General features: G+C 34.9%; 18 protein-coding genes. 5 read left to right on the top strand and 13 right to left on the bottom strand.

Going from position 1 to position 15221, the window contains the following annotated elements; translation table 11 throughout:
- From FC88_RS13105 to FC88_RS06045, 5 genes are all read right to left on the bottom strand, one after another.
- A partial coding sequence (locus FC88_RS13105) for a helix-turn-helix domain-containing protein (RefSeq protein WP_235526912.1) occupies positions 1–428 on the bottom strand: 428 nt, incomplete at its 3' end.
- A 125-nt stretch (positions 429–553) separates the two neighbouring features.
- The gene (locus FC88_RS06055) at positions 554–799 is read right to left on the bottom strand and encodes a hypothetical protein (RefSeq protein ID WP_057813796.1); all 246 of its coding nucleotides are present in this window, start codon (positions 797–799) and stop codon (positions 554–556) included.
- Entirely contained in the window at positions 799–1377 is a 579-nt protein-coding gene (locus FC88_RS06050; protein ID WP_057813794.1) for a hypothetical protein, read from the bottom strand. The genes FC88_RS06055 and FC88_RS06050 overlap by 1 nt, the downstream gene beginning before the upstream one ends.
- Positions 1374–1520, bottom strand: coding sequence for a hypothetical protein (locus tag FC88_RS12850; RefSeq protein ID WP_157060441.1), 147 nt, complete (start codon positions 1518–1520; stop codon positions 1374–1376). The genes FC88_RS06050 and FC88_RS12850 overlap by 4 nt, the downstream gene beginning before the upstream one ends.
- 9 nt (positions 1521–1529) lie before the next feature.
- Positions 1530–1883 (bottom strand): hypothetical protein, encoded by a 354-nt coding sequence (locus FC88_RS06045; RefSeq protein ID WP_057813792.1) that lies wholly within the window; start codon positions 1881–1883, stop codon positions 1530–1532.
- Between the two features lie 167 nt (positions 1884–2050).
- Between FC88_RS06045 and FC88_RS06040 the strand changes: the two genes are divergently transcribed.
- Positions 2051–2749, top strand: coding sequence for a Bax inhibitor-1/YccA family protein (locus FC88_RS06040; protein ID WP_057813791.1), 699 nt, complete (start codon positions 2051–2053; stop codon positions 2747–2749).
- Positions 2750–2870: 121 nt separating this feature from the next.
- On the opposite strand, the gene FC88_RS06035 is transcribed toward FC88_RS06040, so the two are convergent.
- From FC88_RS06035 to FC88_RS06005, 7 genes are all read right to left on the bottom strand, one after another.
- On the bottom strand, positions 2871–5102 hold the full coding sequence (locus tag FC88_RS06035) for a lectin-like domain-containing protein (RefSeq protein WP_057813789.1): 2232 nt from the start codon (positions 5100–5102) through the stop codon (positions 2871–2873).
- Positions 5103–5210: 108 nt separating this feature from the next.
- The gene (locus FC88_RS06030; protein ID WP_057813787.1) at positions 5211–6146 is read right to left on the bottom strand and encodes a metal ABC transporter substrate-binding protein; all 936 of its coding nucleotides are present in this window, start codon (positions 6144–6146) and stop codon (positions 5211–5213) included.
- A complete protein-coding gene (locus tag FC88_RS06025; RefSeq protein ID WP_057813785.1) occupies positions 6143–6994 on the bottom strand; it encodes a metal ABC transporter permease in 852 nt (283 codons plus the stop codon). The genes FC88_RS06030 and FC88_RS06025 overlap by 4 nt, the downstream gene beginning before the upstream one ends.
- A complete protein-coding gene (locus tag FC88_RS06020) occupies positions 6994–7734 on the bottom strand; it encodes a metal ABC transporter ATP-binding protein (protein ID WP_057813783.1) in 741 nt (246 codons plus the stop codon). Before FC88_RS06020 ends, FC88_RS06025 begins: the two co-directional genes overlap by 1 nt.
- Positions 7735–8249: 515 nt before the next feature.
- Positions 8250–10781 carry a M1 family metallopeptidase gene (locus tag FC88_RS06015; protein ID WP_057813780.1) on the bottom strand — a complete coding sequence of 844 codons (2532 nt, stop codon included), beginning with the start codon at positions 10779–10781 and terminating at the stop codon, positions 8250–8252.
- 362 nt (positions 10782–11143) lie between these two features.
- Positions 11144–11407 (bottom strand): hypothetical protein, encoded by a 264-nt coding sequence (locus tag FC88_RS06010; RefSeq protein WP_057813778.1) that lies wholly within the window; start codon positions 11405–11407, stop codon positions 11144–11146.
- 62 nt (positions 11408–11469) lie between these two features.
- Positions 11470–11958 (bottom strand): GNAT family N-acetyltransferase, encoded by a 489-nt coding sequence (locus FC88_RS06005; RefSeq protein WP_057813776.1) that lies wholly within the window; start codon positions 11956–11958, stop codon positions 11470–11472.
- 82 nt (positions 11959–12040) lie between these two features.
- On the opposite strand from FC88_RS06005, the gene FC88_RS06000 reads away from it, so the two are divergent.
- Both FC88_RS06000 and FC88_RS12845 read left to right on the top strand, forming a co-directional pair.
- A complete protein-coding gene (locus tag FC88_RS06000; RefSeq protein WP_057813774.1) occupies positions 12041–12499 on the top strand; it encodes a nitroreductase family protein in 459 nt (152 codons plus the stop codon).
- Between the two features lie 199 nt (positions 12500–12698).
- Positions 12699–12908 carry a hypothetical protein gene (locus FC88_RS12845; protein ID WP_157060440.1) on the top strand — a complete coding sequence of 70 codons (210 nt, stop codon included), beginning with the start codon at positions 12699–12701 and terminating at the stop codon, positions 12906–12908.
- Positions 12909–12943: 35 nt separating this feature from the next.
- Here the strand turns inward: FC88_RS12845 and FC88_RS05995 are convergent, their stop codons facing one another.
- Positions 12944–13453, bottom strand: a complete 510-nt coding sequence (locus FC88_RS05995) for a DUF2798 domain-containing protein (protein WP_057813771.1) — start codon at positions 13451–13453, stop codon at positions 12944–12946.
- Positions 13454–13650: 197 nt separating this feature from the next.
- Between FC88_RS05995 and FC88_RS05990 the strand changes: the two genes are divergently transcribed.
- A complete protein-coding gene (locus tag FC88_RS05990) occupies positions 13651–13995 on the top strand; it encodes a hypothetical protein (protein ID WP_057813769.1) in 345 nt (114 codons plus the stop codon).
- A gap of 111 nt (positions 13996–14106) precedes the next feature.
- A complete protein-coding gene (locus FC88_RS05985) occupies positions 14107–15162 on the top strand; it encodes a Fic family protein (RefSeq protein ID WP_338025247.1) in 1056 nt (351 codons plus the stop codon).
- Positions 15163–15221: the final 59 nt, after the last annotated feature.

Raw genomic sequence — 15221 nt, 5'->3', positions numbered from 1 at the left:
TTCTTGTTCTTATATTTCATTACTCCAAGTTTAGGTAATTTGATATAAGAATCATCTAGTATCTCAATATTATTATTAACAAATTTACATTGATAACTTTGCTTTGGAAACTTCTTGCTTTTGAATCGTGGGAATTTGCGTTTTTTACTAAAAAATCCTTTGTATGCTTCAAATAAATCTTTATTAGAAACTTGAAGACTCGTGCTTTCAGCTTTCTTTAGCCAAGTGTGTTCTTTTTTGAAAATTGTTAAAATATAGTTCAAGTCGAATGCTTTCAAAGATTTCAAATCAGGATTATTTTCATGACGTTTGATCATCATGTCTAACATATTGTTCCAAACAAAACGATTAGCACCAAAGTTGTATTCAATCAGTCCCTTCTGGTAGCTATCTGGATAAATACGTAGTTTGATACCCTTTAAGACCATATGAACCCTCTCCCATGATTTGGTATCGTAATTATATCACACAAAGGGAACACACGTTTGTAAAAACACCTCAAATCGCATAAATCATTGATTCATCACTGCAATAAATTATCGTGTTTTCTTAATTAGCGATTTTTATAAAACTCTCCCGCTGAAGCAATAAATTGACGATTCGAAAAAGCTGTACTAGTGGCACTAGCAGTTGTTTTCTTGGTAGTTTTTTTAGCTTTCTTTTTGTGACCAGTCTTTGCTACTTTCTGTGTCGTAACCTTCTTAGTATCACTTGTTTTTGATTGATCATGATTGCCACATCCAGTCAAAGTGACTGCTACCAAAATGGCACCTAAAATTCCCCAATATTTTTTCACCATTATCCCCTAACTTCCTTTAAATAATTACTGATTTCTTCGTATTCCCCTAATTTCATAACCTTATGGATATTTTCTTTCGTAATAGCTGAATCATTGGAAGAAAATTCATAGAAGTAATCAGTTAATAAGTTAAACTTGGCGGCTAATTCTTCATCCTCCAAATTGGTTCTTTCACGTAAGGCCTGCATGATAACTTGAGCCCATTGATCATAATTTTTGAAAATGAAAACTGGCTTAGCGCTGATCGAGAAGTCCAAAATACGGTCGATAACTAGTGATGCAGCGTATTTAGCCGATTTTAAATCTGCATAACTCTTATCAGTTTTTAAAGTAGCATCTTGATAAGCTAACAAATGTAAATCACAAATCTTCAAATTATCAAAATAAGTTTTATCCGCTCCATTTTTCAAGAAATCATAATATTTAACTTTTGAATCTTGGTGTAATAAGTAAAAGTAATATGAATCTAAATAATAATGTTCACTCTTGCCCGCTTTTAAATTACGCAATTCTTGTCCCAAAATATTAGTATCCGTCGAAATAACTTCTTGAGAATAATTATTTACTTCTGGCTTCAACAGACACAAAAATAAATTAGCTGATTGCCAACGACCTGACTTGGATTGACGTCTGTTTTATTAAAATCCAAAACTTCTTTATCCTCATCTAAAATTTTTTCATCCGTTTTAGCCCATGGGTTAACATTTACTTTTAATCCCATAATTCCCTCCTATTCAATAAAAAATCGTTCTGCTTGTTGAAAATCATCTGGTAACCCTGTCACTATGTCCCCAATACGACCAAAATCTAATAAACTATGTTGGTATAAATTATTGCGATAAATACTAGTCACGATAAATCGACCATCGCTGTTTTTCCAAACTCCGACGACATATTCATCAACTTTAATATCTTTTAACGAACCTAAAGTAGCTTCCTTTAAAATCCGAAACTCTTGCGGTTCTAAAAAGAAATAAGTCGTACTTTTCATAATGATTCTCTGTAATTCAGATTGTTTTTCTACCATTAAAGGTACAAACAATACCGGACCCAGAGGAGAATCCTGATTACTTCCAATCTGCATAGTGTCCTCCTGTGATAACATCTACATTGTATAAAATAGGTACGACACATTATGTCGTTTTGAGCCTTAATAATCAAAAAGTTATAAATTCAAGCAGTTTCCTAATTTTACGAGAAATGTTATCCTATTGTACAATTGTTATAATAGTTAAAATAGAGGTGGATTATATGCAAACAATAGACAAAGTAAAATCCGCTGGTTTGGCTAAATTCACATCCTTAGTATATTTGTATACTGGTTTGGGAATTGCCTTTTGGATGATCAGCGCGCAAGCCATTGCCAATAACCAAGCATTTTCAATGGCAATATTCCAAGGAATGGCACAACATCGTATTATCTCAATGATTTTGATGATTGGTGTACCAATTGCTTTCATTAGTTTATGTGGACATTTCGCAACGAGATCATACTTCTTAACTTTTCTTAGTTATTTAGCTTTCTTGTTCACATTGTCCTTTATCGGAGTTCCAATTTTCTACATTTATTCAGCTAGAAGTATCATTCAAATGTTATCTCTTACTTCAGTTGTCTTCGTTGTTTCAGCTGCTATTGGTTTCTTTACTAAAAAAGATCTGATGAAGTGGAATCGTACTTTGATGATTGGAATTATCTCAATTATCGCAATTGAACTTATCAATATGTTGATTTTCAAGAGTACTCCATTGATGATGTTAGTCAGTGCAGCAATCGTTATTCTCTTCTTGTTCTATATTGCTTTTGATTCTCAAAACATCAAACGTATTTATCAAAGTAACTCAACTTCAAGTAGTCTTGGTGCAATTGCTTTACTTGCTTCAGTTACTTTGGTGCTTGACTTCATCAACGTCTTCTTGAGCTTGTTACAACTATTTGGGGATAATAACTAATCATTTACAAAACGTATCTTTTGCTTTTAAGAAAATAAGATAGTATTATATGGAATCTACAAAAAGACTCGAAAACATTTAGCCCTCAGCTATGATTTCGAGTCTTTTTGCTTTTTAATATTTAAATTGTATCGGATAAAACCCAGTTCATTTCTCCGGAGTAATTTCCACTAATATTACTTCCATTAGAACGTAGAAGCAATCCTTCCGAATCATTCCACATTTGGCTGACGTTAGTAACTTGCTCACCTTCTTGAGTCTTACTACCATTAGCTATCAATGTTTTAGAATTGTTATTTAAGACTTTTTCTATTCCGTTAGCATTTTTATAAATCACATTACCATTAAACTTAGCACCAGAATCATACAAACCACCAGTCTTCGCCGATAAATTCCAAGGATTGGAACCTTTCTCTCGGCTATCATCAACCATGATCTTCCAATCACCTTTTCTAGGAATCAATATAGAAGAAGCTACTTGGTTGATAGAACCAAAGGAATAATTGTCAACTTTTAATGCTAAAGCTCCTCTTTTGGATATCTTAACTGTCGAAGTAGCAGTTTTATTGCCATTAGGATCAGTTACGTAAACTTTCAAAATATTAGTATCTTCGGTCAATTTGTCCGCTGGTATTTCAAAATTTAATTTTCCTGAAGCATCATCATTACTCATCTTGAAATTATCCAAATCGGTTCCATTTAAATTGGCATGGACAGTCATTTCAGAATTCGTTATTGCTGTTCCATCTACATAAGAAACAGTTCCAGTAATTGGAGCTGATTTGTTAGGGTTTACTGAAATATTATTTTTATCCAGCACCAGATTAATAGGCTTACTTTTTAGAATCGTAAATGGCAACATATCGACATCTTTAATAAGAGTATCACTATTAATTGTTGAACGAACTGAAGCCACATCAGTATTAGTGGTTACATTATTAGCAACACCATTAATCGTAATTGTTGCTGTAGTTGGACCCCCACGATCGCTACTATCCAAATTTCTTTTCAAAATATGATCTAGCGTATTAGTACCAGTTAATTCACTAGCATAAATCGGTTCAGAACCTTGACCATCACCGTAATCCACACTACCAATAACATCTTCATAATTACCTGTTTGATAAGTAACATTTTCTGGCAAAACTACTTGTGCATTGATATTACTCCACTTATCACGACCACTATCGTATTTTAAATTATACTTGATAGCTAATTGGTCGTTAGAGTTGACTGTCCCATTAGATGCAACTTCTTTTTGTTGAGTAGTATCAGTAATACTAGGTGTGGCATCCCCTTCAACTGAAGAAGGGATTGATTCAAAAGCAATCAAATTGGCTTCATAAGCTGAACCAGTGGTAGCTGTAAAGCCCCACCTTAACTTGTGGTCACTCAAATTATCATAACCACCGAATTCCGCTGCTTTGACTGAAGGTACGTCAATTTCTACCGGATTAGTCCCAATTGAACCATCAGGATTTTTATCATTGAAAACACAAGTGGCTTGAAATTTAACCGGGTCCCAAGTGACAGTTAAATGATGCCAAGTACCATCGTGTAGATCGACTTGTTTGGTTCCTTCGTGATTCATTCTGTAATAATATCCACCACTTACGTAAGTTCCTATAATAGGCAGATATACAGGAGAAGAACCTGATCTTGTATATGTTTCACTATCTCCTGGATACCCATAAGCAATATGTTGTCCAGAAACACCTTTATCAAAATAGGTAGCATTACTAGGAGACGCATCATTATTAGTATGCGTATCAAATTCCAATGCCCAACTATTTTGAATTGCTGTAGCCGCAATACCAGCAGTCGTACTCATATCTCTATTATCATCAATACCCCAAACACCTAAGGATTCACCTGTACCAATACTAGATCCATCATGAGCAATAGCATTTGCTCCATCACTGGATTTTTGCAAGACAAATGCCATCCCATCACCAAAATCTTTACCATCAGTATGCTTTTTAGGTCCAAAATACATCCACATAGACATGGTTTGCTTCTTAGTGATATCAACGTAATTTCCACCCTCAAGATTTGACCAAATAGCCCCGACTTGAGATGGTTGGCTAGTCATAAGAATGGCTCTAGAATCACCACCCGTACGAAGATTAGCATCAACCAAATTAGCAGAATTAAATCTACTACCATATTGACTAAAATCCGCTTTAGTAAACATTGCTCCATCAAGTCCCAAATTATCTGGTGCTGACCTTGCTCCAGCTTTAGCCTCTTCCAGAGCTGTACCAGAATCCGCCAAAACTTGCAAAGGACTAATAAAAAACGTCAGGATACTAAATAATATGATTATTAAATAACCATAATTCTGTTTACGCATAAAATCCCCTCATTACGAATAACATACTTATTATACATCCTTATAAATAAATATATATACAAATAAAACTAACGACCATATACAAATAATCGTTAGTTTTATTTATATTTATTTTAATCCGTCGTAAATATGATCAATATTCCACTTCATCATCGAATAATAGGTATCTCCATCACTACCCTTTTTAGCTAAAGAGTCAGTGAACAATTTAGAATAAATTTTTAACCCAGTTTCTTTTGATACTTTTTCCATCGATTTAGGTGAAACAGAAGATTCAACGAAGAGATTTTTAACATCAGAATTTCTAATTTTACTTAAAACTCGCTGCATTTGTTCAGGCGTTCCTTGTGATTCGGTATTGATTTCCCAAATATAGGCTGGTGTCAGGTGATATGCCTTAGAGAAATACTTGAACGCACCTTCTGAAGTTACTAACAGACGCTGTTTCTCAGGAATTTCTAAATATTTTGACTGTGCTTGATGATGTAATTTCTCTAACTTAGCAATATATTTATCAGCATTATCTTGATAGTAACTAGCATTCTTCTTATCTTTATCTTTTAAAACTTTGGTAATGGCTTGAACGTATTTGACTCCGTTAGCTAAATCTAACCAAGCGTGTGGATCTTCTTCTTTAACGTTGGTCGTCAAATGTTCTGGTGTCACTTCACTACTAGCTGAGAAAACATCTTCACCAAATTTCTTGTGAGAAGTTTCAACTAATTTCTTGAACCAACCATTTCCACCAGTTTCCAAATTCAAACCATTGTGGAAAATCACATTAGCTTCAGTTGCGGCTGAAACATCACTCGGTTGCGGTTCATATTCGTGCGGATCAGTACCTCGTTTAACGATACTGTACAATTCAATTCGGTCGCCACCAACGTTTTTGACCATATCTTCTAAAATCGAATTAGTCGTTACGACTTGCAACTTATCTCCAGCAGTTAAGTCGGCAGAATGATTATCTCGACTATGCAAAAAGTAATAAACTCCACTGATCATCGCAATCACAGCGACTAAGGTTATCCAAATTCTTTTCATCGGGCCACACTCCTTTTCAACTTAAAGAAGTTTTGTTTTGGTGAAAAGATAAATGACAAGGCAAACAAACTAGCTGCCACGATAACGATTGCCGGACCAGATGCCCAGTTGAATGTGTAACTAAAGTACAAACCAGTTATCGCTGAAATTATCCCAACGACAGCTGACAAAATTAACATAACATTTAATTTGTCAGTCCATAAAAAGGCTGTTGCGGCTGGTGTGATCAACATTGCCACGACTAAAATAATTCCGACCGTTTGCAAGGCAGAAACGGTAACCAAAGTTAACACTAACATCAAAGCGTAGTGAATAATTTGAACTTTCAAACCATAAGTTTTGGCATAAGTTTCATCAAATGACGTCACTAATAGTTCCTTATAGAAAGTAACCACGAATAAGATAACCAATCCCAAAACAACTGCTGTCGTCATAATGTCGCTATCACTAACTGCCAAAATATTTCCAAATAAAATATGATGCAAGTTAGTGGAACTTTCAGCCATCGAAATCAAAATAAACCCTAATGCATAGAAAGCACTAAAAACGACCCCAATTGACGTATCGGTTTTGATTTTACTTCGAGAGGCAACAAAACCAATCAACAAAGCTGCCAGAACCCCAAAAATTGATGCACCGATCAGGATATTGATTCCTAACATGTAGGCCACGGCAACTCCAGGTAAAACCGCATGCGAAATGGCATCTCCCATCAAGGACATCCCACGTAAAATAATGAAACTACCGATTATCCCTGACATAATTCCGACCATCACTGCTGTTAGTAAAGCACTTTGCAGAAAGTCGTATTTGGTTAAAGCGTTAAAAAATTCTACTATTGATGCCATCACTGCACACCTTCCTTTTCCGCAAACAAGACTGAAGAAAGATCTGCACTAAAAGCTCGTTCGATATTTTTTGGATTATAAACTTCATTAGTAGGTCCAAAATCCACGATGCCATGATTCAAAATTACCAAATCATCGAAATAATCGTGAACTTTATTCAAATCGTGGTGGATGACGATAATCGTCTTACCAGCATCACGCCACTGTTTCAAAATTCTCATAATAGCTGTTTCACTTTGCAAGTCAATTCCGACAAAAGGTTCGTCTAAAATGATAATCTCTGCTTGTTGGACGATTGCTCGAGCCACGAAAACTCGTTGCAACTGCCCACCAGATAGATTTCCAATTTGACGTTTAGCAAACTCTGTTAGTGAAACTCGTGCTAAAGCATCTTGAGATAGTTTCTTCTCAGCTTTGCCAGGATTTTTAAACAAGCCTAATTTTCCATAAGTCCCAGTCAATACAACATCAAAGACATCGATTGGAAAAATTAAATCTAGATCCTTTCTTTGTTCAACGTAAGCAACTTGCTTTTGAACTGATTTCATTGTCTGACCATCATAGTCGATATGACCATTTTTTATTTTGATCAGATTCAAAATTGCCTTAATGAGTGTAGATTTTCCTGCACCGTTCGGTCCAATGATTCCAGTGATCTTACCTGCGTTAAAGTTAACGGCAACATCAGAAAATACTGGTGTGTCATCGTAAGCGACAGTGAGGTTCTTAACAGTTAACATAAAGAGCCTCCATTCTTAGGCGGATTGCCCGCTCTAATCAAAGAGTAACATATACCTTATAGTGTTTCAAGAAAATTATTAGGTTGGCTTAATTTGTATTTTAAATGTGCTTTAATATTTTGTAAAAGATAAATATGCCGTCGTCCGCAAAAATTCAATTTCTATTTGGATAGAATTAGACATATACTTTCTGAATAACTACTCTATTTCTTTATAGCATAATAAAAAAAGAAGATATTACTAAAATCGCAGCAATATACTGCAATTCCAATAATATCTTCTATTAATTTCTTAAATTTACTTATATAAAGATAGAAACTACTATCTAGTCGAGAGTGAGGTCCTGGAAAATGCTCAGTTGTGAAATTACACTTAGCGATTTATCGTTTAGTGTAAGGTCGAGCTTGAAGACTTTGCCCGGTTTTGGGCTTAGCAAAGGCTCCAAGTTGTGGGTGCATTCTCCAGCGTTTTCCAGTGCCGAACGGACGACGACTGCTTAATCTCTAAAAAAAAGATTATTTATTTTCAGCAACTGCCTTATTAACAGCATCTTTTTCGCTTTCAACTAATTGAACCTTAGTTTCAACAATCTTAATATCCATCTTGATTTCACGTGTCAAACCTGGTGTATTAACTTTTGGTTCAAAGAAAGCTTTAAATTCAGCCAAACGTTCTGGTGTATGGAAAATCATTGAAGTAACGGTGATGTAAGTTGAGAATTCCATATCTCCACCAACAGTTTTTTCAAGCCAATTCCATTCATTTCTGATCCAATCCCAAGCATCTTGTTGAGCATTCTCGTTAGCCAAAGTACCACGATACCATGCACGCAAGTCTTGAGGTTTAATAACATCAGCGTTTTCAAATTGTTTAACAAGTTTTTGAATCAAGTTAGCATCTGGTGTACTTGTGATAGCTACTGCCAAGTCGGCTTTGTAACTAGGATCACTTGATTTAACGTAATCATTCAACAAATTGTCGAACAATTCTGCACTGCCATAATTCTTAACTTCATTTCTCAAAACTAATAAACGAATATCAGCTGATAATGAACCTAAGTTGTCTTTGTTATTAGTAAAGATTTCGTGAGCTTGAGCTACGGCATCTTTGTTCTTAGCATACAAAGCAGCGTTGAGAATATAAGGACGAGTCAATTGATCATCATTTGATTCGTTTTTCTTTGGTTCCCACCCTAAACGAGCAACTTGGTTAGCACTCAATTTGTTGAAGAATGCCTTCAAGTTTTCTTCAGCTTCTGAACCTGGTGTAACGAATTTCTTCAAGTTGTTAGCTGTACGATACAAAGCAGCGTTAACAACATTTGACTTGCTGTCAGAAACTTTTGTCAACAATGGCACGATTGAAGCGTAAGAAATTTGATGAGCATCGGCTAATAATTGTAAGTCTTGGATGATACCGAGTTGGGAAATAGCATCGATTGAATCAATGTTTTCCAAAATATCATTCAATAGAGTTTCATCATACTTAACAATGAAGTGAGAATTGTTGCCAACATTTAGAAGGAATGGAACTCCGGCATCTTTATGCAATGTCTCATAATCGCCGATTGTGATGGTTTTATCAGCCATAATCTTAGGAGCAGCACCGTAGTTACTGTTCAAAGGAATTTGCCATAGACGGCCTTCATCTTTACCAGCACCAATAAAGAATTGTTGTTGTGACAATTGGATCTTACCGTCAACGACACTAGCTGAAACTACTGGATAACCTGGTTGTTGGAGCCATGAGTGCATGATCTTACCAACATCGATACCAGAAGCATCACCTAAAGCGTTCCAAAGGTCATCACCTTGAGCATTGCCGTACTTGTGAGCTTCAAAGTACTTCTTCAAACCAGCACGTAAGTTATCGTCACCTAACAATGAACGCACCATAACTAGCATACGAGCACCCTTGGCATAAACGATGGCTGAGTCAAACAAAGCGTCGATTTCAGCTGGATTGTTGACTTGAACGTGAACTGATTGAACACCGTCAGTCGCATCACGTTGTAAAGCAGCTGGAACATCGGATGTTTGGAACAATTCCCAGACATTCCAATCAGGCTCGATAGCATCAACAGCAACGTATTCCATCATATTGGCAAAACTTTCGTTTAACCATAAGTCATCCCACCACTTCATAGTTACCAAGTCACCGAACCATTGGTGAGCTAATTCGTGAGTAATAACAGTAGCGACTAATTGCTTAGTATCAAGTGAAGTATTGTCAGGATCAACCATCAAGTAAGCTTCACGATAAGTTACTAGTCCCCAGTTCTCCATTGCACCGGCAGAGAAATCAGGAAGTGCCAATTGCCATGAATGTGGTAGTGGATAAGGTGTTTGATAAAAGTCTTCGTAAAATTCGATGGCACGTTTAGCAATGCTCAAAGCAAAATCTAGTTCGTTAGCTTTGTGAGCCTTAGTTGCGAAAACACCGACTTCAACGCCACTCTTAGTTGTAGTAACTTTACTTTGAAGATCACCAAAGGCAAAGGCGATTAAGTAAGTTGACATCTTAACAGTTGTATCGAAGTAGTGAATGCCATTTTCGGTTCTAATTTCAGGCATGTTAGCTAAAATTGTTTCACCAGGTTTTTCATCGAACTTGATAGCCATGTCAAATTTAGCTTTGGCTTCAGGTTCATCGACACATGGAAAGGCTTGACGAGCAAAAGTAGTTTCAAATTGTGTACCGATAATTTGTTTCTTTTCGCCATTTACTTCGTAATATGAAGGATAGATACCCATCATTGAGTCAGTAAGTTTAGCATTGTATGTGATAGTTAAAGTTGTTTCACCAGCTTGTGGTAAATCGATATTGATTGCATCGTTGTCATCATCAGTTGTGAATGGGACATCTTTACCATCAGCTTGAACAGATTCAATATTCAAATACTTTTGGTGGATAGAAATTGATGGCACCTTAGCTTCACCATCAATAACAGTCTTACCAGAAATTTGTTTTGTGCCACGGTTGATATCGATAAAGACATCGTAGCGGCTAGGTTGAAATTTATCATAAAAACGTGTTATTTCAGTCATAAGTTCCCCTTTAATCTTTTTTTAATACACTTCTAATTAATTATAATCTTTAGTTTAGAGTAGTTTCAACAAATTTGAAATGATTTGAATCAAAATAAAAAAGCTCGTTGGGACTAAAAAGGTTCTTTTCTAAGTTAGGTTAGTAGTAATATGCCGTCCTCCATAGCAAAGAAAGTTGTTTTATATCTTTATACAGTTAAACAAATAAGCATCTATTCAGATAATGGCAGTCGTTAATCGACTATATCTGAATAGATGCTACTTTTTGTTCTGAATTACTTGAAATAAACAATATGTGATGTTATTTAGTCGGTAGTGGTAGCTTTGTGGATGCTCAGTATTGACTTAAGAAAGAATCTCAATTAGCTAAACAACTTTTTTAAAAAACGTTCATAGACAAAATATCCTATTGCACCAATAAGAGATATTCCTAGCCATAATACAATTATAATTAATAAGGCCACTATTACTGCTAATCCCTTTTGATCTATAGCGACAAACTGATTCTTTAATTCCACAAATTCATTAAATTCAAAAAATAACTTACGCAATGTTCTCAACAATAACCATGCTACAACAACTGCTGCTGAACGTTTAAAACATGTCCAAAAACTTATTTTTTCCATTATTACCCCCATTTGGAATTTCTTTCAGAGTATCATAATTCATTTGGACACAAAACCTTACTCTAGTTACTCAATTCTTTAACCAAGTTATACCAAGTCTCACCAGCATGTTCTGAATCAGCTACTCCGAGATTTTTAAAGCCATTCTTCAAGTAAAATGATAGATTCTTCTCCAAACTAGTTAAAGAAATACTTTCTCGTTGAGCTTTTTTAGCATTATCTTCCATAGCTTTTAATAGCTTACTGCCGATTCTGTGCCCTCTAAAATTAGGATCAACGGCGATGGTAAAGATAATTTGATTGCCACCGGTTGGTAAGTTTTTTGGCGTATTCTCGTACATCCAGTCTTCCACAAACTTTTCTTTGACAGCCGGTCCTACGACAAAACCTGCTACTTGTTCATCAATGTGGGCTACCAAAAAAGTATCCTGTAATTTTTCAATTCGATCTTGATATTGTTCTTTTGTACCAGCTTCTTTGGGTGTAAAACCTAAGTTCTCTATTTTAACGATTTCTGGCAAATCTTTTAACGTTACTTTAGTAATTTCCATGTGTGACCTCAATTTAAATGATTAATATTTTGATTAATTTATACTATCATAATCATAGAGTTAAAAGAGGAGTGTTGATATTATGGAAACTGAAAAAATGATTAGTTCTCGTAAAGCTGTTCGCCAATATAGCGGTCAAATTACTGACGAGCAACTCCACAAAATTTTACTAGCTGGTAACGCTGGACCTGTTGGTATGGGTGAATATGATAATTACCGTTTGACAGTTATTCAAAAATCTGAAGTTCTTAACAAAATGAGCGGAATTTACGATGCTCCAACTGTTATCGTCGTTTCAGCCAAGAATCCCGATACTATGGAAGATATTTCTGCCGGTGCTATTGTTCACAACATGGAATTAGCCGCTGAAGACCAAGGATTAGGTGCTAATTACAATATGGCTAGCGTCGGTTCAATTCCTAGTGATGTTGTCCCTGATGGTTTTAAAGCAGTCTTTGCTTTAACCGTTGGTCAAACCTCCGAAAAATTTGTTCCACGTGAAATACCTATGGATAGAATTAAAACTAATATCGTTAAATAGAAAAAGTGAGTAGATTGATCAGTCTACTCACTTTTTTCCATTTCTAAATTGTTATTCCTGTAATTTTTGCCAAGATGGTTATCCATTACTAAAAGTAATCACTATCCAATTGATAATGGTAATTTTTTAAATGGTAGTTTTATTCACATTACCCCTATATACTGGAATTATAAATATTTTCATGCAAAGGAGCGAACATATGCGTAAATTCACTTCTCTATTAACCATGGCACTATGGGCGTTAGTTGTTGCCTTCATAATTAAAAATACGTCGATCGAACACAATCCTAATAATTTTAATTTGAGTATTTCTATCCATCAAGACTCTTTTGGTTATCTTTTAGTCAGCACTTTACTCGTCACTGCCTTCAATTATATTTACTACCATTTAATTCATTCCAGAAAATAAAAAAGAACGCCTTTTCAGCGTCCTAATTTTGTATACTAAACTTCTTCTTCAACGATTTCTTCTGCTTCAGCTTTCCTAGCAGCAGCACTTTGCATTTTACCCAAAACTCCACGAGCAATAGGTCCGACGATGATCAATTGCAATGGTAAAGCAACAATCAAGTTAAAGATCCAAGTGTGACCATAAGTAGCTAAGATGTGTCCTTGAGCTAACTTTCCTTCAACGGTAATACCGAAGAATGACATCAATGTTACCATTCCTAAAACCATCAAAACTGAGATTGTGATACCGATCAAAACGGTATTTCTCTTCATATAATCATTAATAATGTATTTGAAAGCCAATCCTTTAGCAATTGGTCCAACAATCAATAAATCTAAGATAATAGCAACGATCAAACCTAGTGGATAACCCTTTAAAATTTCCATAACTAGTCCACTACTTAATCCCTGTGCCATTGCGACGTTGTAACCTGTCATTACTAACACCATCAATCCGGCCATAATGGCTGTGAATACAACTTCTTCTTTTAAATTACGTGGCATATATTTCCCACACTCCTATTTTTTTATCAGCGAATATAAATATACCATGTTAAAAATTTCTTCATAAGTTACAATTTGATTACAAATTCAAAAAATCGCTTGCATTTTTAAATGAAAACGTACTCATTCAAATTAAATTGACAAAAGTCATCTTCCAACTCAAACTAAGTATAAATAGAAGAAACGTAGGTACGAAAATGGACAAACAAACTAAGTTCGTCAAATTATCAAATATCGGCTTGGATAACTTGGAATTATATAAGAAGGTAGAAACTGGTTATTTGGACAATGTGTGTTATCTATACACTAACAAAAATAGTCGCAGCGCCTTTGTCGCCATGAACTCAACCCAAAAAGTGTTGGATTTTTACAAATTCTACACCTCAATGGATAAAGATGACATTATTGAGAAAATCAAAGCTATTTTTAGTAACGATGAAGCAACTGATTTTAAAAAGGAATTCGAAAATACTAAGGAATTCACCTTAACAGATAACGTTGTCGTTGAATTACCCTTTGATAACGGTGTGTTCAAACTATAAATATTAAATATACTCAGTTAGAAATTTAAATCTGACTGGGTGTATTTTTTTGACATCATTAATAGATATTCGACATCATTTAAAGTAAAATGATGTCGAATAGGAGTGATGATGTTGAAAACTTTTGATTATAAAACTCTAAACAATTTAGAAATAACCCCAGAAATGACAAAAAAATTAATGGAAATTTCTTTAATGATGGGAAAACAATCTACTAAAAACTTAAAAACAGACTCTACTTTAAAGAGACTTATAGAAGTTGCCAAAATACAAAGTACTGACGCATCTAATAGAATTGAAGGAATTTTTACTAGCGATACTCGTCTTAGAAAAATAGTCGCTGAAAAAACAATGCCCCACAATAGAAGTGAAGAAGAAATTTCTGGATATCGAGATGTTTTAAATTTGATACATCAGCAAAACCAATATATTCCAATAACCTCAAATACGATCCTAACACTTCATAAACACTTATTTGGATTTACGGCCAGTACTTGGGGTGGTCACTACAAGGATATTGATAATGAAATAATTGCTAGATATGAAGATGGACGATCAGAGATTCGTTTTACCCCACCTAAGGCGTTCATTACTCCAGAATTAATAGAGAATCTTTGTACAGCTTATAATGATGCCATTAATGAAGATGCAATTCCTTCATTATTGTTAATTGGGGCTTTTGTTTTCGACTTTGTTTCTATTCATCCTTTTAGAAATGGCAACGGTCGTATGTCACGTTTATTGATGCTTTTGACCATGTACAAATCTGGCTTTGAAGTTGGCAAATTCATAAGTATAGAATCGTTAATCGAAAAGACAAAACCTGCATACTATGTATCATTACAAAATAGTTCACGGAACTGGGCCACTAATAAAAATTCATATCAACCCTTTCTGGATTACTTTCTGAGTATCGTCTTACAAGCATATCGTGATTTACAAGACCGACTGCAACCTTCCGAGAAAAAAATATCTGTTACTAATTCAATAATAAATAACTTACAGGACAAATTATACCCACTCAGCAAACGTGAATTATCCAGTCTTATTCCGGAATATAGTTTAATTACAATCGAAAGAGCTTTAAAAGAATTGCTAGATAGCAAAAGAATAAAAAAGGTTGGCGCTGGCAGATCAACAAAATACATTTTGATTTTTTCAAAATAACACTATCGCAAATTGCAAGAACAAGTTAGCCACTTTGGAAAAATAAAGAAAAGTTAAGA

It is taken from the genome of Companilactobacillus futsaii JCM 17355, from assembly GCF_001435505.1.
GTDB classification, from domain to species: domain Bacteria; phylum Bacillota; class Bacilli; order Lactobacillales; family Lactobacillaceae; genus Companilactobacillus; species Companilactobacillus futsaii.
This window is presented reverse-complemented; position numbering and strand designations above follow the sequence as displayed.